This is a genomic window from Streptomyces lydicus, assembly GCF_004125265.1.
In the GTDB taxonomy this organism is placed as follows: Bacteria; Actinomycetota; Actinomycetes; order Streptomycetales; family Streptomycetaceae; genus Streptomyces; species Streptomyces lydicus_C.
Genome location: NZ_RDTE01000003.1, coordinates 5,422,156 through 5,441,608, shown reverse-complemented (window position 1 = coordinate 5,441,608; position 19,453 = coordinate 5,422,156). Strand labels below are relative to the sequence as shown.

Here is a 19,453-nt window from a genome sequence, read left to right as displayed (position 1 = left end):
CGTGCCGACATGGCTACCCCACCCCGGGCGCCGTACCCGAACGGTCTCGCCCCCTGATCGGCACCGGCCCCCACCGGTGCAGGGTCCCAGCGTACGGACGGGGTGCGGCAAGGGAAGGTGATTGACGAAACTGCCCCTCCACCCGGGCCGTTCGGCGCCCGCCCGGTGGCCGCGCGCCGCCCGACGCGCCCTACTCGACGCGGTGTGCTCCCGCGCTCGGGACGGCCTCGAAGATCCGCGGGGCGGCGTGGCCGGCCGCCGCGAAGGCCTCGGTGACCGCCGCGCCGACGGCGGGGGCGTCGGCCTCCTCGACGAGCACGATCGCCGAGCCGCCGAAGCCGCCGCCGGTCATCCGGGCCCCGAGGGCGCCCGCCGCGTTGGCGGTGTCGACGGCGAGGTCGAGCTCCCGGCAGGAGATCTTGAAGTCGTCGCGCAGCGAGGCGTGGCCGGCCGTCAGCAGCGGGCCGATGGCGCGGGTGCGGCCCGCGTCGAGCAGCGCGACGACCTCTTCGACCCGGTGGTTCTCGGTGACGATGTGCCGGACCAGGGCCTGGGTGACGGGGTCGTCGGCCAGCCCGGCCAGGGCCTCGGGCAGATGCGCGTACGGCACATCGCGCAGGGCTCGCACGCCGAGCGCCCGCGCGCCACGCTCACAACCGGCGCGCCGCTCGGCGTATGCGCCGTCCCCCAGCTCGTGCTTCACCCGGGTGTCCACGACGAGGAGCCGCAGCCCCTCCCCCGCCAGGTCGAACGGGATCTGACGGCGGGTGAGGTCGCGGGTGTCGAGGAAGAGGGCATGGCCCTCGGTGCAGCAGGCCGCGGCGGTCTGGTCCATGATGCCGACGGGCACACCGACGAAGGCGTTCTCGGCCCGCTGGGCCAACAGGGCCAGTTGCTGCGGCTCCTGGCCGAGCGCGTACAGGTCGTTGAGAGCAACCGCGGTGACGACCTCCAGGGCGGCGGAGGAGGAGAGCCCGGCGCCGGTGGGCACCGTGCTGTCGTAGTGCAGGTCCGCGCCGCCGACCGGCAGCCCGGCCTCCCGCATCGCCCAGACGACACCGGCGGGGTAGCCGGCCCAGCCCGCCTGGGGTTCCGGACGCAGCGCGTCGATGCGCAGTTCGACGATGCCGCCGTCGGCGCCGCCGGAGTGCAGCCGCAGCACCCCGTCGGTGCGGGCCGAGGCGGCGGCGAGGGTGGTGTGCGGGAGGGCGAGCGGCATCACGAAGCCGTCGTTGTAATCGGTGTGTTCACCGATCAGGTTGACCCGGCCTGGCGCCGCCCAGGTGCCCGTGGGGGCGGCGCCGTACACCGCGGCGAAGTGCGCCGCGGTGTACTGGGCGCCGTGCGGGCGTTCGGTGGCCGGCACGGCGGCTCCGTGAGCGGTCATCAGGTCCCCTGTGGTGAGTTGTGGTGGTTTTCCCGGTCGAGGTGCTGGGCGAACTGCCAGGCGTCGGTGACGATTCCGGCGAGATCGGTGCGGCTGGGGCGCCAGCCGAGGCGGTCGATGGCGGTCCGGGCGGAGGCCACCAGCACGGCGGGGTCGCCGCCGCGGCGCGGGGCGGCGATCTCGGGGATGGCGTGCCCGGTGACCTTGCGGACGGTCTCGATGACCTCGCGGACGGAGAAGCCGTTGCCGTTGCCGAGGTTGCAGATCAGGTGCTCACCGGCGGTGGCAACGTCGAGGGCGAGGAGGTGGGCCTCGGCGAGGTCGGCGACGTGGATGTAGTCGCGGACGCAGGTGCCGTCGGGGGTGGGGTAGTCGTCGCCGAAGACGGAGATCGCCTCGCGCTTGCCCTGGGCGACCTGGAGGACGAGCGGGATGAGGTGCGACTCGGGGTCGTGGCGCTCGCCGCAGCTGCCGTAGGCGCCTGCGACGTTGAAGTAGCGCAGCGAGACCGCGGCCAGGCCGTGGGCCGCCGCCTCCCCGCTGATCATGTGGTCGACGGCGAGCTTGCTGGCGCCGTACGGGCTGGTGGGCGCGGTCTCGGCGGACTCGGTGATCGGGGTGGCGGCCGGCTCGCCGTAGGTGGCGGCGGTGGAGGAGAAGACGAGGGTGCGGACACCGGCGTCGCGCATCGCGGCGAGCAGGTCCATGGTGCCGCCGACGTTGTTGCGCCAGTACTTCTCCGGGTCCACGACGGACTCGCCGACCTGGGAGAAGGCGGCGAAGTGCAGCACCGCGTCATAGGAGGGGTCGAGCCACTGGGCGGCGTCCTGGATGCGGCCCTCGATGAAGCGGGCACCGGCGGGGACGCCCTCGCGGTGGCCGGTGGACAGGTCGTCCAGCACGGTCACCTCGTGACCGGCCTGCAGCAGATGCGCCGCAACGACGCTTCCGACGTATCCCGCACCGCCTGTGACCAGGTACTTCTTGCTCACTTGCTCACTACCTCTCGCAGTCGCTCGGCCGCGGCCTCCGGCGGCACATCATTGATGAACACATTCATGCCGGATTCGGAACCCGCGAGAAACTTCAGCTTGCCGGAAGTGCGGCGGATGGTGAAGAGCTCGAGGTGGAGTGCGAAATCCTCCCGGTTCGCGGCGCGCAGCGGCGCCTGGTGCCAGGCGGCGATGTACGGCGTGCGGGCGGCGCCGGCCGCCCGGGGCCCCGGGCTCGTCCCCGTGTCGAAGATCCGGTCGAAGCGCCGCAAGACTTCCAGGTAGATCTGTGGGAACTCGGTGCGCGCGGCGTCGTCGAGGGCGAGCAGGTCGGGGACCCGGCGCTTGGGGTAGAGGTGCACCTCGTAGGGCCAGTGGGCGGCGTACGGGACGAACGCCACCCAGTGCTCGCCTTCGAGGACGATCCGGCGGCCGTCGGCGAGCTCGTCCGCGACCACCTCGTCGAAGAGGTTGCCGCCCGCGGTGGCCGTGCGGTGTGCGGCGAGCGAGGTGAGCATGCGCTCGGTGCGCGGGGTGACGAAGGGGTACGCGTAGATCTGGCCGTGCGGGTGGCCGAGGGTGACGCCGATCTCGGCGCCGCGGTTCTCGAAGCAGAAGACCTGTTCCACGCCGGGGAGCCGGGAGAGCTCCGCGGTGCGGTCGGTCCACGCCGTAAGGACCAGGGCGGCCTGCTCCTCGGTGAGGTCGGCGAAGGAGGCGTCGTGGTCGGAGGTGAAGCAGACGACCTCGCAGCGGCCGCTGTCGCCGGCGAGGGACGGGAAGCGGTTCTCGAAGACGGCGACGTCGTAGTTGTCGGCGGGGATCTCGGAGAAGCGGCCTTCGCGGGAGGGGCACAGCGGGCACTCGTCGGCCGGGGGGTGGTAGGTGCGGGCCTGGCGGTGCGAGGCGATGGCGACGCGGTCGCCGAGCAGCCGGTCGTGACGGACCTCGGAGGCGGTGGCCACGGGGTCCAGGGGGCGCCGGTCGACCGCATCGCGTACGACGTCAACGCGCGAGTCGTAGTAGATGAGCTCCCTGCCGTCAGCCAGCCGGGTCGACGTCTTCTTCACCGGGGCGCTCCTCACCCTCTGACCAAACACAAACAAACACAATGAAGCACAACTAAACAGTGACGTCAATGCGGGGACCGTGGGCGAATCCCCGATGAAGTCCGACCGAACATTCCCGGCATATCGACCGCCTCGATCACGAAAGCGAAACTGAACCAAACAAAAGTATTCAGTTTCCCGAGGACCGCGCGTAGCTTTTTGTGCGTTCCGCTCACACAACGATGTGTCCCCCGGGGGCCGCGCTCCCGACCCGCGAAATGAGTCGCCCATGATCACCATGGCCGAGGGGCTACGGCTCCCCACCAACGGGCTCGATTACACGATCCTGGCCATCTACTTCGTCGTCGTCCTCGGTATCGGATTCGCGGCCAAACGCAGCGTGAAGACGAGCCTGGACTTCTTCCTCTCCGGGCGGTCGCTGCCTGCCTGGGTCACCGGCCTCGCCTTCGTCGCCGCCAACCTCGGCGCCACCGAGATCCTCGGTATGGCCGCCAACGGCGCGCAGTACGGGGCCTACACCGTGCACTGGTACTGGATCGGCGCCATCCCGGCGATGGTCTTCCTGGGCCTGGTGATGATGCCGTTCTACTACGGCTCCAAGGTCCGCTCGGTGCCCGAATTCCTGCTGCACCGCTTCGGGCCGTCCTCGCACCTGCTGTCGTCGGTCATCTTCGCCGTCTCGTCCGTACTGATCGCCGGCGTGAACCTCTACGCCATGGCGATCGTGCTGCAGGCGCTGCTCGGCTGGCCGCAGTGGGTCGCGATCGTCGTCGCCGGCTTCTTCGTCCTGGCGTACATCACCATCGGCGGCCTGTCCTCGGCGATCTACAACGAGGTGCTGCAGTTCTTCGTCATCCTGGCCGCGCTGATCCCGCTGACCGTCGTCGGCCTCAAGCGCGTGGGCGGCTGGGACGGCCTGACCAGCTCGCTGGACTCCTCGCACGGCGACGCGTTCCTGACCGCTTGGAAGGGCACCGGCATCGGCGAGGCCAACCCGCTCGGCGCGAACTGGCTCACCATCGTCCTCGGCCTCGGCTTCGTGATGAGCTTCGGCTACTGGACGACCAACTTCGCCGAGGTGCAGCGCGCGCTGTCCGCGAAGAACCTCTCCGCCGCCAAGCGCACCCCGCTGATCGCCGCCTTCCCCAAGATCTTCATACCCCTGGTGGTCGTCGTCCCCGGCCTGATCGCGCTGGTCATGGAGCCGACGCTGGGCAAGTCCAAGGACGGGCTGCAGTACAACGACGCGATCCCGGTGCTGATGCGGGACCTGCTGCCCAACGGCGTGCTGGGCATCGCGGTGACCGGTCTGCTGGCGGCGTTCATGGCGGGTATGGCCGCCAACGTCTCGTCCTTCAACACGGTCTTCACCAACGACATCTGGGCGGCGTACCTCAAGAAGGGCCGCGAGGACCGCTACTACCTCAAGACCGGACGCGTGGTCACCGCGGTCGGCGTGCTGATCGGCATGGTCACGGCCTTCATCGCCTCGTCCTTCAGCAACATCATGAACTACCTCCAGACGCTGTTCTCCTTCTTCAACGTGCCGCTGTTCGTCGTCTTCATCATCGGCATGTTCTGGAAGCGGACCAGCGCCGCGGCCGGCTTCTGGGGCCTGCTGTCCGGCACGGTCGCCGCGATGGTCAACTACTTCGGCCTCTACAAACAGGGCATCATCGCGATCCCCTCCGAGCAGGGCGCCAACTTCGTCTCCTCGATCGTGGCGTTCGTCGTCGGCGCGCTGGTGATGGTGCTCGTCACCCTGGTCACCAAGCCCAAGCCGGCCGAGTCGCTGGCGGGCCTGGTCTACGGCTCACGGTCGCCCGGCATGGAGGAACTGCCGGCCGAGGGCGACGACACGTGGTACCGCAAGCCGGCCCTGCTGGGCTGGGGCGCGATCGTCCTCGCCGCCGTCTGCTACATCCCGTTCTCCTTCTGAACCTGCCTGAACCTGCCTGAACCTGCGGAGTTGACGCACCATGAGTGACTACCAGCACGAGGTCGAGGAGCTGGAGCGCGAGTCGGCGACCGCCGCGCGGCTCTTCGACGTACGGCGCATCATCGGCGGCCTGTTCGTCGTCTACGGGGTGATCGTCACCATCGCCGGCCTGACGGCCTCGGACGCCGACCTCAAGAAGGCCCAGGACATCAACATCAACCTGTGGACGGGCGCGGGCATGCTCGCCCTCGGCCTCTTCTTCCTCATCTGGCTGAAGCTGCGGCCGGCGGTCCCGCCGACGGCGGAGGAACTGCAGGCGGGGACCGAGGAGGGGCCCGCGGCGGGCTGAACGGGGCGTGGTTACTGCGGGGGGGCGGGGGCGGGGGGGCTGAACCGGGCGTGGCTACTGCGGGAGACGGAGCGGGGGCGGCGGGCTGAACCGGGCGTGGCTACGGCGAGGGCGGGGACGGGGCCGGATCGTCCTGATCCGGCCCCGCCGTGGCACCCTCCGCCGTCCGCGCCCCGGTCCCCGTCCGCGTCCCGGTCCCCGTCCCCGCCGCCGCGACGGGCGCCGCACGCCCGCCCGCCGCCCGGTCCAGCAGCCCGGTCCGCGCCGCCAGGGCCGCGGCCTCCAGCCGTGACCCCACCTCCAGCTTCATCAGCACCCGCTGGACATGCGTACGCGCCGTACTCGGCGCGATGTCCATCCCCGCCGCGATCAGCCGCGTGTCCTCGCCGTCCGCGACCCGCATCAAGACCTCGACCTCGCGCGGGGTGAGCAGTTCCAGCAGCCGCGCCCCCTCGTCGTCCGGCTGCGCCGCGGGGTGCAGCAACTCCTCGAAGGCCTGCTGCAACAGCTGCGGCGCCACCGCCGCCTCCCCCGCCCGCGCCTTCATCATGGCGCGCTCCACGCCTTCGATCCGCTCGTCGTTACGGACATAACCGGAGGCACCGGCGGCAAAAGCGGCGGCGATCCCGCGCGGGCTGGGCACCGGCCCCAGCACCACCACCGCGACCTGCGGCCGCTCCTTCTTGATCCGTACGACCGGGTCGAAGACGCCGGGACGGGCCGGTGCGGCGGTCCCCAGCAGGCACACCTCGGGCGCCCGGCTCACCACCAGCTCCGCGGCCCCGGCGCTCGGCGCGGCCGCCGCCAGGACCCGGTGCCCGCGCAGCTTCAGCGCCGACGCCAGCGCCTCCGCGAGCAGACGATGATCGTCCACCACCATGAGCCGCACGCCCATCGAGCAACCCCCTCCACCCCGGCGGGCCCCGGCGCGACCCCCTGCCGGGCCGCTCGTCCCCGGGAAGCTACACGCTCGGCTGCGATACCGCGCCCCCTACCGGGAAGAAGCCCCCGGAATGCTGGAATCCCGGCCAATCTGGGCTGGTTGCTGCTGTTACGGGGCGCGGGCGGGCCATCGAGCGCGGTCGGCGTTACACCCAGCCGGTGATGTTCGGGTCGCGCTCGACCAACTCGGCGATGCCGGCCTGCTGCGCCCGCGCGATCTGGGCGGCACCGGCTTGCGCACGCTCCTGGGCAAACTTCTCCCAGTTCGCGGGCTGCATGAACATCATGGCGTTGCTGCCGGGGACGACCATGACACCACCGAAGAGCGGATCACCGGCGAACCAGACGCCGCCGTCCTCGGCACCCTTGGGCCACCGCCGCACCGTCGTGGCGTTGACGGCCCGCATACGGGGGGCACCGTGCCGACCGCGGCTGGAGAGTTTGATCGTGTGGATAGTTCCCAGGTACTTCCACTCGTCCCCGTTCCTGTCTCCCCCTTTCCTGTCCACTCGCGTGCGGTATTCGAGCGGATAGGTGTGCAGAACCTTCCTGCACACGTTCAAGCGCCGCCCGTGGCCGACCCTGAGTGCCAGAAAGACCAGCACCCACATGCCGAACGGGATCGGCAGCACCAGGAAGAAGGAATTCGGCGCCCCCAGAGCGTTCAACACCAACGGCAGCGCCATCAGAGAGATACCGAGGACAAGACGGCCGGCGACATGCCGCTTCAGCAGTTTGGAGTTGTGCCTCAGGACCTGCTCGATATCGGGCGCCTTTGGCTGGTTCATCGGGTCCATGAACCCCTCATCCGAAAGCGCCCCTGACCGTCGCAATCACGGAATCCGGCTCCGTCTCCGCTCCGTCTCCGGCTCTCTCCGCCCCTCACGCCTCCTCCGCCAACTCCAACCACCGCATCTCCAACTCATCCTTCTCCGCGCTCAGTTCGCGGAGTTGGGCGTCGAGGCCGGCGACCTTCTCGAAGTCCGTCGCGTTCTCGGCGATCTGGGTGTGGAGGGTGGCTTCCTTGGTGCCGAGCTTGTCCAGTTGGCGCTCGATCTTCTGGAGTTCCTTCTGGGCGGCGCGGTTGACGGCGGCGGCCTTTTTGGGGGCTGCGGTCGGCTGCGCGGGGGCGGGGGTCGCGGCATCGATGACCTGGCGGCGGCGTTCCAGGTACTCGTCCAGGCCGCGCGGGAGCATCCGGAGGGTGGCGTCGCCGAGGAGGGCGTGGACGCGGTCGGTGGTGCGCTCGACGAAGTAGCGGTCGTGGCTGATGACGATGAGGGAGCCGGGCCAGCCGTCGAGGAGGTCCTCCAGCTGGGTCAGGGTCTCGATGTCGAGGTCGTTGGTGGGCTCGTCGAGGAAGAGGACGTTGGGCTCGTCCATGAGGAGGCGCAGGATCTGCAGGCGGCGGCGCTCACCGCCGGAGAGGTCGCCGACCGGCGTCCACTGCTTCTCCTTGGTGAAGCCGAACTTCTCGCAGAGCTGGCCGGCGGTCATCTCGCGGCCCTTGCCCAGGTCGACCCGCTCGCGGACCTGCTGGACGGCCTCCAGCACCCGCAGCGTCGGGGGCAGTTCGCCGACCTCCTGGGAGAGGTACGCCAGCTTGACGGTCTTGCCGACGACGACCCGGCCGGCGACGGGCTGCGTCTCGCCCTGGGTACGGGCCGCCTCGCCCAGCGCCCGCAGCAGCGAGGTCTTGCCGGCTCCGTTGACGCCGACCAGGCCGATCCGGTCGCCGGGGCCCAGCTGCCAGGTCAGGTGCTTGAGCAGCACCTTCGGGCCCGCCTGGATGCTGACGTCCTCCAGCTCGAAGACGGTCTTGCCGAGGCGGGAGCTGGCGAACTTCATCAGCTCGGCGTTGTCGCGCGGCGGCGGGACGTCCGCGATCAGCTCGTTGGCGGCCTCGATGCGGAAGCGGGGCTTGCTCGTACGGGCCGGGGCGCCACGCCGCAGCCAGGCCAGCTCCTTGCGCATCAGGTTCTGCCGCTTGGCCTCTTCGGTGGCGGCGATCCGCTCGCGCTCGGCGCGGGCGAAGACGTAGTCGCTGTAGCCGCCCTCGTACTCGTGGACATCGCCGCGCTGGACGTCCCACATCCGCGTACAGACCTGGTCGAGGAACCACCGGTCGTGGGTGACGACCACGAGCGCGGAGCGGCGGGCGCGGAGGTGGCCGGCCAGCCAGGAGATGCCCTCGACGTCGAGGTGGTTGGTGGGCTCGTCGAGGACGATCAGGTCCTGTTCGGCGATCAGCAGCTTGGCGAGCGCGATACGGCGGCGCTCACCGCCGGAGAGCGGGCCGATGACGGTGTCCAGGCCCTGGGTGAAGCCCGGCAGGTGCAGATCGCCGAAGAGGCCGGTCAGCACGTCGCGGATCTTGGCGTTGCCGGCCCACTCGTGGTCGGCGAGGTCGCCGATGACCTCGTGCCGGATGGTGGCGGCGGGGTCGAGGGAGTCGTGCTGGGTGAGGACGCCCAGGCGCAGCCCGCCGTTGTGGGTGACCCGGCCGTCGTCCGCGCTCTCCAGCTTGGCGAGGATCCGGATCAGGGTGGTCTTGCCGTCACCGTTGCGCCCGACGACGCCGATCCGGTCCCCCTCGTTGACGCCGAGCGAGACACCGTCGAGCAGGGCACGGGTTCCGTACACCTTGCCGACGGCTTCCAGATTGACGAGGTTCGTGGCCATTCCGCTCCTGCACTTCTGCGCTTCAGGTCGATCGACCTTCCCAGCGTAGTCGGCGTGGGGAGGAGGACCGCCGGGAGATGAGTATCCGTACCGATGGCGGGGGCGGACGGCGGCCCTAGCGTCAGAGACATGATCAACGACGAGGCTCCGGCCGCCCCTTCCATGTCCGCCCCTTCCGTGTCCGACACCGCACCGTCGGTGACCGGCTCCGCCGCGGCCCGCGTCGTCGCCGGCGTGCTGGTGCTGGCGTTCGCCGCGGTGACCGGGCTGTTCGCACCGTTCCTGGTGATGGCGAGCGACGGCTGCAACGAGGGTGACGCCCGCACGATCTGCTCCGTGGGCGGCCAGCAGGTCGTCGGCAACCTGCCGGTCATCGCCGCCTTCGTTGCCGCCGTGCTGGCGGTGGTGGGTATGAGCAGCCGGGGCGGCGCCGGTCGGGGCTGCCTTCTCGCGGCCCCGTGTCTGCTGGTGGTGGCCTGGGTGGTGTCGATGGCCATTGCGAGCACCTGAGGCGCCGCGCTCCCCGTTGTAACGTGCCGTCATGGCACCGGACATGGGCATGGCGGGTACGGAGGGGATGGCCAGGATGGCGGGCTCGGCAAGTACGGCGGGCTCGGCAGGCGCCATGGGCAGGGCGGGCGCGGCAGTGGAGACGGTACGCGGGCTGGTCTACGGCCCGAGCGGGAAGCGGCTGGATGTCTACCGTCCGGCGGGGGTGGCCGGGCCGCCTGGGGACGCCTCTCCCTCTGGCAAGACCGGGGAGGCCGGGCCGTCCCAGGCCGCGAGGGTGCCCGGGACGGCCCCCACCGTGCTGCTCTGGCACGGCATCGGCCCCGACGAGCGGGATGTGCTCGAACCGCTGGCGCGCACCGCGGCGGCGCACGGGCTGCTGGTGCTCGTGCCGGACTGGCGCTCGGACGCGGCGGACGGCGGCCGGGCGCACCTGCTGGAGTCGCTGGCCTTCGTGCGCAGAGAAGCGGGCGGGCTCGGTGGCGACGGGGAGTCGTTCGTGCTGGCCGGGTGGTCGGCGGGGGCCGGGACCGCGCTGGGGGTCGCGCTGCGGCCCGAGATCGTGGAGGGGTGGCGGCCGAGGGCAGTGGTGGGGGTGGCGGGCCGTTACGACCTGCCGGCGCGGACCACCGGGACCGCGCCGCTGGACGATCTCGCCGCGGGCCGGGAACCGGGCGTACCGGTCCACCTCGTCCACGGCAGCCACGACGCCGTGCTGGACGCCCAATGCTCCCGCGACCTCGCCGAGGCGCTGCGGGCGGCGGGCCGGACGGCCCACGCGGACCCGACGGGCCGAGGGGACCAGACGGACCAGACGGACCAGACGGACCAGGGCGTGGTGACCCTCCAGGAGCCGGACACCGACCACGCCGGCGTGATCATGACCGCGTACGACCCGGCGGCGGACCGCTGTGTCCCGACGACCGCCGAACATGCGGTACGGGCGGGACAGGTGGTGGCCAAGGTTCTGGCCAGGGCTGCCGGCACCGGTGGCGCGGCGTGACACTCCGCCACTCATGGTGCCTCAGCAGCACCAACCCACGCCGGAAGAGCAGGTGTTGAGCCTCTGTCGGCTGACCACCACGGAACATTCCTCTGTGGTCAGCTCAGCGCCTTCTCGATGGCCTCGAAAATGTCGGCGTCGGTCTCCCGCTGCCAAGCCGGAAGATCCGGCCAGTCCGCAACGTAGCCCGGCTTCGGGTCGTCGAAGTGCTTGAACATCTGAGCCGTCCAGCAGGTCGCGACGAAGCGGCCCTTCTGCTCCCGGGACAGCCTGGACGTGTGCCCGTCGCTGACCTCGATGAGTTGCCGCACCTGCTCGTAGACCGCCCCGGCGGCCTCACGCTCCCACTGCGGGGTGTCGTCCCACGGAGTGACGTAGCCAGCCTTGGGCTCCCCGGGGAAATGCTGGTGCACTCCTGCGATCCAGGCTTCCCGGAACAGTCGTGCACCCTCGGTCTGCGACATGCCATCCCCTCTCGTCACGGCGTGCTCAGCGTGGCGATCTCCGCCCCCAGCTCGGCCACGCGGTGGTCGCGGCTCAGGGGGCCGAACTCGTCGCACAGGTCTCGGAGTCTACGGGCGATGTACCCGGAGGAAGAGGCCCGAGCCAGTTCGACGGCTTCCCTCCCGTAGGAGACCGCCTGCTCAGGATCGCGCCGCTTCACGCCGATGGCCGCCAAGTCCGTCAGCACCGCGCCCCTCCGTCGTAGCGACTGTCCGGATGCCAAGGCGGTGTGCTGCAAGGCCTCCCGCAGCGTTCCCTCCGCCAGGTCCAGGCGGCCGAGTCGCACGTACCGCGCACCACGCTCCTCCGCGAGCCGGGATCCGTCGAACCTGAGCCATCCGCCATTGGCGCTTTCCGGGGTGAGTTCCCGAACCTCCTCAGCGCGCCCCAACGCGCGCTCACACGCGTCCAGGTCGCCAAGCCCGGCGTGCGCCTCCGCTTGAACCGAGGCGACCCAATGGCGAGTCGAGAGCGCGTTGTCCCCACGCCCGGCCAACCTCTCGGCCACGCCAAGCATCTGCGCCGCCTGGCGGTAGCGGTGCTCCGACATGTCGACGTAGGCGTGCCGTACGAGGGCACACGCCCACAGGTCGTACGCTCCGGCGTCCTTGCTGATCGACGCCGCGAGTGCGTATGAGGCAGCGGCGTCGGCGTACCGGTTCGCGTCGAACGCCACTTCGCCGGCCAACTGGAAGAGGTCTGCCGCTGCACTGAGGAGTGGGCGCGCGTTGCCACGCTTACCCGCCAGGGCCTCGTTGAGCGTCGTCAGCTGGTCGCGGACAACGGGGTAGACGGATCCCTTGGAGCGCGCCAGTTGATAGACCTGCCAGAGGTGGCTGTTCATACGGGCGAAGTCGGCAGGAGTTCCCCGGCGGACGCCTGCGGCGAGGGCTTCCGCCTCCTCGGCCGGGAGAGCAGCCAGCGCTCCGCTGACGGTGAGTATGCGGAGGAATTCGCGGCGGATCATTTCGTCTGCGTCTCCCGCGTTCAGGGGGGCACTGGGCTGCTGTCCCGGCCTCTGCTCGCTTGCTGCTCGTGCCGGCGTCAGGAGGGCATCCAGCTCGTGAAGGCTGATGCCGAGGGCGGTAGCCAAGGCGCGTCGCTGGGGTGGTTGTGGAACGATCCTGCCGCTCTCCCAACGTCCGACCGTAGTGCGGTCCACGCCGAGTAACTGGGCCAATTTCTCCTGACTGTAGCCCAGGGCCCTGCGCCTTCTCGCCAGTCCCATGGCGGCCCCCTCCCGCAGTCCGACCTGTCCGAAGTGTGTGCACGGATATGCATCAAGACTGCCGCATCGATGCCGTGGAGAACTCCGACTCCAGGCGCTTTTCTGGATGTTGCCCCGGACGAGCAAAGAGCCCCACGGAGGAGTTCGGTAATGACCACGAAAGGCGAGACTCTGACGCGCGAGCCGGACAGCGGTACGCGCGCTCAGGGCCTGGGTGCCGAACAGCGAGCCCTCATGACGCTCAGAGTCTCCCGCGACTCCGGCCGGACGTGGGGCCCTGTGACGGAAGTACAGGAGGGCGAGACTCCGGCGGCCCTCGACAACTCCGGCAGTTTCCCGCCGTGTACCTGCCCGCAGTGCACGGGCCGCGAGCTGCGCTTCGGAGGCTCCTCTCAGGTGGCGTCGCGGTGAGGTGCACGCACTGGCGGCGACTGCCACTGGACCTGGCACGGCAAGCGCGGGAGAGGTCGGCCTCCGGGTGCGTCGACAGTGCCGTGCAGTGCCAACTGTCCGCGCACAAGGACGGTGAGCACTTCGGCCTCCTCGACGACGTGGAGTACGGCACCGCGCTGTGGCTCCGCTGGCGCGGAACGGCCGAAGTGGCGCTGGCCGTGCTCGCGGACTGCCCGGTGGTCGCCCCCGGGCCCGACGGGGAGGGCTGCTGCCTGTTCGCCGGCCACACCGAACAGCACACCTGGCAGGACACCGTGGAAGAGATCCCGTGCACCGGCTGATCACGAGTCCGCCCGCCCTGACCCGGCACCCTCCCCCTCGGCTTCCCACAACGAGAGTTGCGAAGGGTGCGGCGGCAGCGGCTCCGACTCGCCCGGCAAGACCTGCGGGACCTGCAGCGGACTCGGCGCGGTCCACTGCCGCGCGGTTCTTGGGGGCTTACCGATGGCCCGGTACGGCAATGATCCCGTACCGGGCGGCCCGCCTAAAGCACCGTCGCCCCCACCGCCGGAGCCCCCGCCACCCGCACCTGCCGGCAGGTCCCCGACGCCAGCAGGTCCTGGGCCACCCGTTCGGCCGCCTCCGCGTCCTTGACGAGGAAAGCGGTGGTCGGGCCCGAGCCGGAGACCAGGGCGGCCAGGGCGCCGGCCGCGGTGCCCGCCTCCAGGGTTGCGGCCAGGGGCGGGCACAGGGAAAGCGCTGCGGGCTGGAGGTCGTTGGCCAGGGTCGCGGCGAGGGCGGTGGGGTCGCCGGATTCCAGGGCGGCCAGCAGCTCGGGGGCGGCCTCGGGCTCGGGAACGTCCGTGCCCGCCGTCAGGCGGTCGAACTCGCCGTAGACGGCCGGGGTGGACAAGCCGCCGTCGGCGACCGCGAAGACCCAGTGGAAGGTGCCGCCGACGGGGAGCGGGGTCAGCAGTTCGCCGCGGCCCCGGCCCAGTGCCGCGCCGCCGACCAGGCTGAACGGTACGTCGCTGCCCAACTCGGCGCAGATGTCGAGGAGTTCATCCCGCGAGGCGCCGGTGGACCACAGGGCGTCGCAGGCCAGCAGGGCTCCGGCGGCGTCCGCGCTGCCGCCCGCCATGCCGCCCGCGACGGGGATGTCCTTGGTGATGTGGAGGTGGACGTTCGGCTCGATGCCGTGGCGGGCCGCGAGGAGTTCGGCGGCGCGGGCCGCCAGGTTGGTGCGGTCCAGGGGGATGCGGTCGACGTCATGGCCCTCGGCGGTGATCCGCAGGGTGTCCGCGGGGGAGGCGGTGACCTTGTCGTAGAGGCCGACGGCGAGGAAGACGTTCGCCAGGTCATGGAAGCCGTCGGCGCGGGCGGCGCCCACGGCCAGCTGGACGTTGACCTTGGCCGGCACCCGGACGGTGACCGAGGCGGCGGTCGAGGTGGTGGTCGTCATGCCTGCTCTCCCCCGGATTCCTGCTCGGCCCGTGATTCCTGCTCTGCCCGTGATGCCTGCTCTTCGCGTGACTGCCGGATGCCCGGCGCCCCGCCCGGTCCCTTGTGCTCGGCGATCCGCGCGAACTCCTCGACGGTCAGCGCCTCGCCGCGGGCCTGCGGCGAGACACCCGCGGCGACCAGCGCGGCCTCCGCCGCGGCGGCCGATCCTGCCCAGCCCGACAGTGCGGCCCGCAGCGTCTTGCGGCGCTGGGCGAAGGCGGCGTCGACGACGGCGAAGACCTCGTCGCGGCTCGCCGAGGTGTCGATCGGCTTGTCGCGGCGGACGAGGGAGACCAGGCCCGAGTCGACGTTGGGCGCGGGCCAGAAGACATTGCGGCCGATGGCGCCGGCCCGCTTGACCTCGGCGTACCAGTTGGCCTTCACCGACGGCACGCCGTAGACCTTGTTGCCGGGGCGGGCGGCCAGCCGGTCGGCGACCTCGGACTGCACCATAACCAGGGTGCGGTCGATGGTGGGGAAGGCCGCCAGCATGTGCAGCAGCACCGGCACGGCGACGTTGTACGGGAGGTTGGCGACCAGCGCGGTCGGCGCGGGGCCGGGCAGCCCGGTGACGTGCATGGCGTCGCTGTGCACCAGCGCGAAGCGGTCGGCCCGCTCGGGCATCCGGGCCGCGACGGTGGACGGCAGCGCGGCCGCCAGCACCTCGTCGATCTCGACGGCGGTGACCTGGCCTGCGGCCTCCAGCAGGCCCAGGGTCAGCGATCCCAGGCCGGGGCCGATCTCGACGACGACATCGTCGGGCCTGACCTCGGCGGTCCGCACGATCCGGCGGACCGTATTGGCGTCGATGACGAAGTTCTGGCCGCGCTGCTTGGTGGGCCGGACGCCCAGCGCGGCGGCCAGCTCGCGGATGTCGGCGGCGCCCAGGAGGGGGCCGGGATCGTCGGTGGTGCTCTTGGTCATGCCAAAGCCTCGCTGCGCTCGTTCACCCGTGAAGCTTACGGCCGCAGACCGGCCACGGGCTCGCCCCCCTTCTGATGTAGAGCTTCTTGGCCCGGAAGGTCTGTTCCCGGGGGGAGGCGTCCTGCGGACGGCCTTGGCCGCCGAGGGCCCGCCAGGTGGGGACGTCGAACTGGTAGAGCCCGCCGTAGGTGCCCGATGCGTCGACGGCGTGCGGCCGCCCGCCCGTCTCGCACTGGGCCAGCGCATGCCAGGCGAGGTGGTCGGCGCCGCGCACGGAGGTCGGCAGCACCATGGTGCCGAGGTGCACGATCTGCGGACGGGGCGCGTGCACGACCTTGCTGTGCAGCCGCTTCGGCTTCTGCCGGACGCCGTTGACGGTGCGCACCCGATAGGTGATGCGCCGCACTCCGGGCTGCCCCTGCTGGACGACCGACTGGACGCCGCGGGCCAGCCGCGGGTCGGCCCGCAGGATCGTCCGGAAGGGCAGCCGCTCCTCGCGGATCTCCTTGGAGCCGGTGATCCGCATCACGGAGATGGTCTGGCCCTCGCGCGGGAAACTCTCCGGCGGCGCCGAGGTGGTGTCCTGGTCGCGCAGCACGAGGCCGGCCTCGGCCAGCGCCTCGCGGACGGTCGCGGCGTTGGTGCGCACCCGGTGTTCCCGGCCGTCGGCGATGATCACCACCGAGCGCTCGGTGCGGACCGCGAGCTCCATGCCGTGCTGCTCGATGCGCCGGGAGCGGTCGGCGGACAGCACGGCGCCCTCGGCCCGTACGCCGAGCTGGTGGAGCGCGCCGGCGACGGTGTCCGCCGTGGTCCACACCTGGCGGCGCTGTCCGTCGATGGTCAGCACGACCGGGCGGCCGTGCCGGACGACGATCTCGTCACCGCTGCTGAGCCCGGTGCCGGGGGCGGGCGCGACGAGGTCGTGTGCGCCGATGTCGAGATGTTCGGCGGCGAGCAGATCGCCGACGTCGCCGGCGAAGGTGTGCAGGGTGCGCGGGGCGCCGTCGACGGTGAGCCGGACCGCCTTGTCGTGGACGACGAAGGCGGTGGTGCCGCCGGCGAGGAAGGCGACGACCAGGGCCTGCGGCAGCAGCCGGCGCAGCGCTTCGGGGCCCTCGGCGCGACGTCTACGACGGCCGCGCGCGGCGCGGTGGCTGCTCTGCGAATGACTCACGGCGCGCTCCACATGCCACGGGATGCGGTTGACGGCCGGAATGTAGCGGAGTGCGGGTGACTCTCCAAAGTCGGATCGCTACGGAGGGTATCCGTTTTGGCGCCTCGGTGACGGTCCGCGGTGGCGCCGGCGGGCCGTCTGCGGGCGGGCGGGAGGCAGCCGGCGGGCGGGCGGAAAGCGGGCCAGCGGCCGGCGGAATGCGGTGGCGTCCGTTCAGCATCCGAAGGCACGCGGGGGTGCCTTCGGATGTGTGTGGTCAGTGCCCGAAGGCGCGTGTCAGTACCCGAAGGCGCGGGCCGTGTTCGCCGCGACCGCGGTGCCCAGCGCGTCCTCGGTCACGCCCCTGACCTCCGCCATCGCCCGCAGCGTGACCGGAATGAGGTACGGGGCGTTGGCCCGGCCGCGGTACGGGGCGGGAGTCAGGAAGGGGGCGTCGGTCTCGACGAGGACCAGCTCGGGCGGGGCGACGGCGAGGGCGTCGCGCAGCGGCTGGGCGTTCTTGAAGGTGACATTGCCGGCGAAGGACATGTAGTAGCCGGCCGCGGCGCAGATCTCGGCCATCTCGGCGTCACCGGAGTAGCAGTGGAAGACGACCCGTTCGGGGGCACCCTCCTCGCGCAGGATGCGCAGCACGTCGTCGTGCGCCTCGCGGTCGTGGATGACCAGGGCCTTGTCGTGCCGCTTGGCGATCTCGATGTGCGCGCGGAAGGACCGCTCCTGGGCGGCCATGCCCTCGGGCCCCGTACGGAAGTAGTCCAGGCCGGTCTCGCCGACGCCGCGGACCTGCGGCAGGGCGGCCAGCTCGTCGATCTCGGCGAGCGCGGTGTCGAGGGCGCTGTCGCCGCCCGCTGCCCTGGCCCCCTGCCGCGACCAGCCGTCCGGATCGCCGAGCACGATCCGGGGCGCCTCGTTGGGGTGCAGGGCCACCGTGGCGTGCACGCTGTCGTGGGCCGCCGCGGTGTCGGCGGCCCAGCGCGAACCGGCCAGGTCGCAGCCCACCTGGACGACGGTGGTCACCCCGACCGAGGCGGCCTTGGCGAGCGCGTCCTCGACGGTGCTCCCCTGCATGTCCAGGTGGGTGTGCGAATCCGCGACCGCCACCCGAAGAGGTTCGGGCAGCGGCGGCGGGGTGTTCTTGTCCTGCGGTGCCATGGCCGCGATCCTACGAGGGCCGCGGCACCGGCCTCACTTGCGGTGGTGCTGGAACGGGTGCAGCAGGTCGGAGAGGTGCCAGTGGTGGCGCCCGGAGTCCTCCGCGGTGCTGCCGGCGTGGTCCGGGCCGGCCCCGGAGGATGCCGGTGCCTTCTTCCGCTCACTGCCGTGCTGGCGCTGTTGCATGCTCGCGATCGCGTCGGAGACCATCGAGACCTGGCCGGAGCGCATGATGCGTACGACGTTGCTGCCGCAGTTCAGGCAGGTGGGGCAGGTCAACGGGGACGGGACCCGCTCGCCGTCCGCGTAGTAGACGACATGCATCTCGCCCTTGCCGTCGACCTGGTGGACTATCTCGTACGCCTGCTCCCAGCCGTGCCCGCACCTCATGCAGGCGAAGGAATAGGCCTCGTGCGCGGCGGCGTCCGGACGGGCGTTGGGGTGTTCCTGGCCGGTGGCCGAAACGCCGGTGGTGTTCGCGATCTCGCTCATGTGCGCGCTCCTCTTGTCCGCTGGACAAGGTCTTCGGGAACCGTTCGTCCCTCGTCCAGTGGACGCCTTCGGCGCCCACAATGCAGCCCATGGCCGACGCTATTGGCCCAGATTTGGCCGACGGTAGGAAAATCACCTCAACGCGCCGACCTGCGCTTTACCTTTCCGGTCAGCCGTTTACCTTCTGATGAGTCGCTTTTCGCCCGGGGCCGCGCATCAATTCTTCGCGGGGGCTCACGGGGGCCTCGCGGGGTTCCCGGCAGAGCCTTTCCCGGCGTTCTCGACGAGCCCTTCGCGGCGTTCTTCCCTTGGCTTTACGCCGGGCCCTTCTCTGGGCCCTTCCCCGCGCTCTTCTCCGCGTTCTTCGCCGCGACCACCGCGTCGAAGACCTCCCGCTTGGGCAGCCCGGCGTCCGCGGCGACCGCGGCGATGGCCTCCTTGCGGCGCTCGCCGGCCTCCTCGCGGACCCGCACCCGGCGCACCAGCTCGTCGGCGTCCAGCTCTTGCGGTCCGCTCTCCGGGGCGCCCTCGACGACGATGGTGATCTCGCCGCGTACCCCCTCGGCCGCCCAGGGCACGAGGTCGCCCAGCGGCCCGCGCTTGACCTCCTCGTACGTCTTGGTCAGCTCACGGCACACCGCCGCGCGCCGGTCGGCGCCGAAGATCTCGGCCATGGCGACGAGGGTGTCGTCCAGGCGGTGCGGCGCCTCGAAGTAGACGAGGGTGCGCCGCTCGTCCTCGACCTCGCGCAGCCGGGAGCGCCGCTCGCCGCCCTTGCGGGGCAGGAACCCCTCGAAGCAGAAGCGGTCCACCGGCAGGCCGGAGACGGCGAGGGCGGTGAGTACCGCGCTGGGGCCCGGTACGGCGGTGACCTTGATGTCCCGCTCGACCGCCGCGGCGACCAGCCGGTAGCCGGGGTCGGAGACGGAGGGCATGCCCGCGTCGGTGACCAGCAGCACCCGTGCCCCGCCGGCCAGCGCGTCGGCGAGCTCGGGCGTCCTGGCCGCCTCGTTGCCCTCGAAGTACGACACGATCCGCCCCGAGGGCTGGACCTGAAGTGCCTGGGTCAGCCGGCGCAGCCGGCGGGTGTCCTCGGCGGCGATCACATCGGCGGCGGCCAGCTCGGTGGCGAGCCGCGGCGGCGCGTCCGCGATCTCCCCGATGGGCGTCCCTGCAAGTACCAGCGTTCCAGTCACCTGCCCATCC

Annotated in this window: 19 protein-coding genes; 5 read left to right on the top strand and 14 right to left on the bottom strand. The window is 71.3% G+C overall.

Annotated features, from left to right (window positions below; all coding sequences use genetic code 11):
* Window positions 1-190: 190 nt before the first annotated feature.
* The 3 genes from galK to galT are packed head-to-tail and all read right to left on the bottom strand — an operon-like array spanning window position 191 to window position 3,449.
* Window positions 191-1,387, bottom strand: a complete 1,197-nt coding sequence (galK, locus tag D9V36_RS26505) for a galactokinase (RefSeq protein WP_129295954.1) — start codon at window positions 1,385-1,387, stop codon at window positions 191-193.
* On the bottom strand, window positions 1,387-2,379 hold the full coding sequence (gene galE, locus D9V36_RS26500) for a UDP-glucose 4-epimerase GalE (protein ID WP_129295953.1): 993 nt from the start codon (window positions 2,377-2,379) through the stop codon (window positions 1,387-1,389). The genes galK and galE overlap by 1 nt, the downstream gene beginning before the upstream one ends.
* Window positions 2,376-3,449, bottom strand: coding sequence for a galactose-1-phosphate uridylyltransferase (gene galT / locus D9V36_RS26495; protein ID WP_129295952.1), 1,074 nt, complete (start codon window positions 3,447-3,449; stop codon window positions 2,376-2,378). The genes galE and galT overlap by 4 nt, the downstream gene beginning before the upstream one ends.
* 268 nt (window positions 3,450-3,717) lie before the next feature.
* Here galT and D9V36_RS26490 point away from each other — a divergent pair, with 268 nt between their 5' ends.
* Entirely contained in the window at window positions 3,718-5,388 is a 1,671-nt protein-coding gene (locus tag D9V36_RS26490; protein WP_129295951.1) for a sodium:solute symporter family protein, read from the top strand.
* Window positions 5,389-5,428: 40 nt separating this feature from the next.
* A complete protein-coding gene (locus D9V36_RS26485) occupies window positions 5,429-5,737 on the top strand; it encodes a hypothetical protein (RefSeq protein ID WP_129295950.1) in 309 nt (102 codons plus the stop codon).
* Window positions 5,738-5,837: 100 nt separating this feature from the next.
* Here the strand turns inward: D9V36_RS26485 and D9V36_RS26480 are convergent, their stop codons facing one another.
* The 3 genes from D9V36_RS26480 to D9V36_RS26470 form a co-directional block, all read right to left on the bottom strand.
* Window positions 5,838-6,632 (bottom strand): response regulator transcription factor, encoded by a 795-nt coding sequence (locus D9V36_RS26480; protein WP_129295949.1) that lies wholly within the window; start codon window positions 6,630-6,632, stop codon window positions 5,838-5,840.
* A gap of 193 nt (window positions 6,633-6,825) precedes the next feature.
* Window positions 6,826-7,476: a hypothetical protein gene (locus D9V36_RS26475; protein WP_129295948.1), complete on the bottom strand. Its 651-nt coding sequence runs from the start codon at window positions 7,474-7,476 to the stop codon at window positions 6,826-6,828.
* An 85-nt stretch (window positions 7,477-7,561) separates the two neighbouring features.
* The gene (locus D9V36_RS26470; protein WP_129295947.1) at window positions 7,562-9,361 is read right to left on the bottom strand and encodes an ABC-F family ATP-binding cassette domain-containing protein; all 1,800 of its coding nucleotides are present in this window, start codon (window positions 9,359-9,361) and stop codon (window positions 7,562-7,564) included.
* Window positions 9,362-9,490: 129 nt separating this feature from the next.
* Between D9V36_RS26470 and D9V36_RS26465 the strand changes: the two genes are divergently transcribed.
* Together D9V36_RS26465 and D9V36_RS26460 are read left to right on the top strand one after the other, a co-directional pair.
* Window positions 9,491-9,871, top strand: a complete 381-nt coding sequence (locus tag D9V36_RS26465) for a hypothetical protein (RefSeq protein WP_129295946.1) — start codon at window positions 9,491-9,493, stop codon at window positions 9,869-9,871.
* A gap of 31 nt (window positions 9,872-9,902) precedes the next feature.
* Window positions 9,903-10,874 (top strand): alpha/beta hydrolase, encoded by a 972-nt coding sequence (locus D9V36_RS26460; RefSeq protein ID WP_241721049.1) that lies wholly within the window; start codon window positions 9,903-9,905, stop codon window positions 10,872-10,874.
* Between the two features lie 98 nt (window positions 10,875-10,972).
* On the opposite strand, the gene D9V36_RS26455 is transcribed toward D9V36_RS26460, so the two are convergent.
* The gene (locus tag D9V36_RS26455; protein WP_129295945.1) at window positions 10,973-11,338 is read right to left on the bottom strand and encodes a hypothetical protein; all 366 of its coding nucleotides are present in this window, start codon (window positions 11,336-11,338) and stop codon (window positions 10,973-10,975) included.
* A gap of 14 nt (window positions 11,339-11,352) precedes the next feature.
* Window positions 11,353-12,606 (bottom strand): helix-turn-helix domain-containing protein, encoded by a 1,254-nt coding sequence (locus D9V36_RS26450; RefSeq protein ID WP_129295944.1) that lies wholly within the window; start codon window positions 12,604-12,606, stop codon window positions 11,353-11,355.
* A 407-nt stretch (window positions 12,607-13,013) separates the two neighbouring features.
* Here D9V36_RS26450 and D9V36_RS26440 point away from each other — a divergent pair, with 407 nt between their 5' ends.
* Window positions 13,014-13,340, top strand: coding sequence for a hypothetical protein (locus D9V36_RS26440; protein WP_129295942.1), 327 nt, complete (start codon window positions 13,014-13,016; stop codon window positions 13,338-13,340).
* A 203-nt stretch (window positions 13,341-13,543) separates the two neighbouring features.
* On the opposite strand, the gene D9V36_RS26435 is transcribed toward D9V36_RS26440, so the two are convergent.
* The 6 genes from D9V36_RS26435 to rsmI form a co-directional block, all read right to left on the bottom strand.
* Complete coding sequence (locus tag D9V36_RS26435; protein ID WP_129295941.1) at window positions 13,544-14,461, bottom strand: 4-(cytidine 5'-diphospho)-2-C-methyl-D-erythritol kinase; 918 nt, start codon at window positions 14,459-14,461, stop codon at window positions 13,544-13,546.
* Window positions 14,458-15,426, bottom strand: a complete 969-nt coding sequence (rsmA, locus tag D9V36_RS26430) for a 16S rRNA (adenine(1518)-N(6)/adenine(1519)-N(6))-dimethyltransferase RsmA (protein WP_129295940.1) — start codon at window positions 15,424-15,426, stop codon at window positions 14,458-14,460. The genes D9V36_RS26435 and rsmA overlap by 4 nt, the downstream gene beginning before the upstream one ends.
* Before the next feature lie 22 nt (window positions 15,427-15,448).
* The gene (locus D9V36_RS26425) at window positions 15,449-16,603 is read right to left on the bottom strand and encodes a resuscitation-promoting factor (protein ID WP_129295939.1); all 1,155 of its coding nucleotides are present in this window, start codon (window positions 16,601-16,603) and stop codon (window positions 15,449-15,451) included.
* 276 nt (window positions 16,604-16,879) lie between these two features.
* Window positions 16,880-17,755 carry a TatD family hydrolase gene (locus D9V36_RS26420; RefSeq protein WP_129295938.1) on the bottom strand — a complete coding sequence of 292 codons (876 nt, stop codon included), beginning with the start codon at window positions 17,753-17,755 and terminating at the stop codon, window positions 16,880-16,882.
* A gap of 33 nt (window positions 17,756-17,788) precedes the next feature.
* Entirely contained in the window at window positions 17,789-18,247 is a 459-nt protein-coding gene (locus D9V36_RS26415; RefSeq protein ID WP_129295937.1) for a hypothetical protein, read from the bottom strand.
* A 314-nt stretch (window positions 18,248-18,561) separates the two neighbouring features.
* The gene (gene rsmI, locus D9V36_RS26410; protein ID WP_129295936.1) at window positions 18,562-19,443 is read right to left on the bottom strand and encodes a 16S rRNA (cytidine(1402)-2'-O)-methyltransferase; all 882 of its coding nucleotides are present in this window, start codon (window positions 19,441-19,443) and stop codon (window positions 18,562-18,564) included.
* Window positions 19,444-19,453 lie beyond the last annotated feature (10 nt).

Bases quoted from the DNA above. Each gene is read 5' to 3' on its own strand.
- galK (WP_129295954.1), bottom strand. From the start codon at position 1,387: ATGACCGCTCACGGAGCCGCCGTGCCGGCCACCGAACGCCCGCACGGC.
- D9V36_RS26490 (WP_129295951.1), top strand. From the start codon at position 3,718: ATGATCACCATGGCCGAGGGGCTACGGCTCCCCACCAACGGGCTCGAT.
- D9V36_RS26485 (WP_129295950.1), top strand. From the start codon at position 5,429: ATGAGTGACTACCAGCACGAGGTCGAGGAGCTGGAGCGCGAGTCGGCG.
- D9V36_RS26480 (WP_129295949.1), bottom strand. From the start codon at position 6,632: ATGGGCGTGCGGCTCATGGTGGTGGACGATCATCGTCTGCTCGCGGAG.
- D9V36_RS26475 (WP_129295948.1), bottom strand. From the start codon at position 7,476: ATGGACCCGATGAACCAGCCAAAGGCGCCCGATATCGAGCAGGTCCTG.
- D9V36_RS26470 (WP_129295947.1), bottom strand. From the start codon at position 9,361: ATGGCCACGAACCTCGTCAATCTGGAAGCCGTCGGCAAGGTGTACGGA.
- D9V36_RS26465 (WP_129295946.1), top strand. From the start codon at position 9,491: ATGATCAACGACGAGGCTCCGGCCGCCCCTTCCATGTCCGCCCCTTCC.
- D9V36_RS26460 (WP_241721049.1), top strand. From the start codon at position 9,903: ATGGCACCGGACATGGGCATGGCGGGTACGGAGGGGATGGCCAGGATG.
- D9V36_RS26455 (WP_129295945.1), bottom strand. From the start codon at position 11,338: ATGTCGCAGACCGAGGGTGCACGACTGTTCCGGGAAGCCTGGATCGCA.
- D9V36_RS26450 (WP_129295944.1), bottom strand. From the start codon at position 12,606: ATGGGACTGGCGAGAAGGCGCAGGGCCCTGGGCTACAGTCAGGAGAAA.
- D9V36_RS26435 (WP_129295941.1), bottom strand. From the start codon at position 14,461: ATGACGACCACCACCTCGACCGCCGCCTCGGTCACCGTCCGGGTGCCG.
- rsmA (WP_129295940.1), bottom strand. From the start codon at position 15,426: ATGACCAAGAGCACCACCGACGATCCCGGCCCCCTCCTGGGCGCCGCC.
- D9V36_RS26420 (WP_129295938.1), bottom strand. From the start codon at position 17,755: ATGGCACCGCAGGACAAGAACACCCCGCCGCCGCTGCCCGAACCTCTT.
- D9V36_RS26415 (WP_129295937.1), bottom strand. From the start codon at position 18,247: ATGAGCGAGATCGCGAACACCACCGGCGTTTCGGCCACCGGCCAGGAA.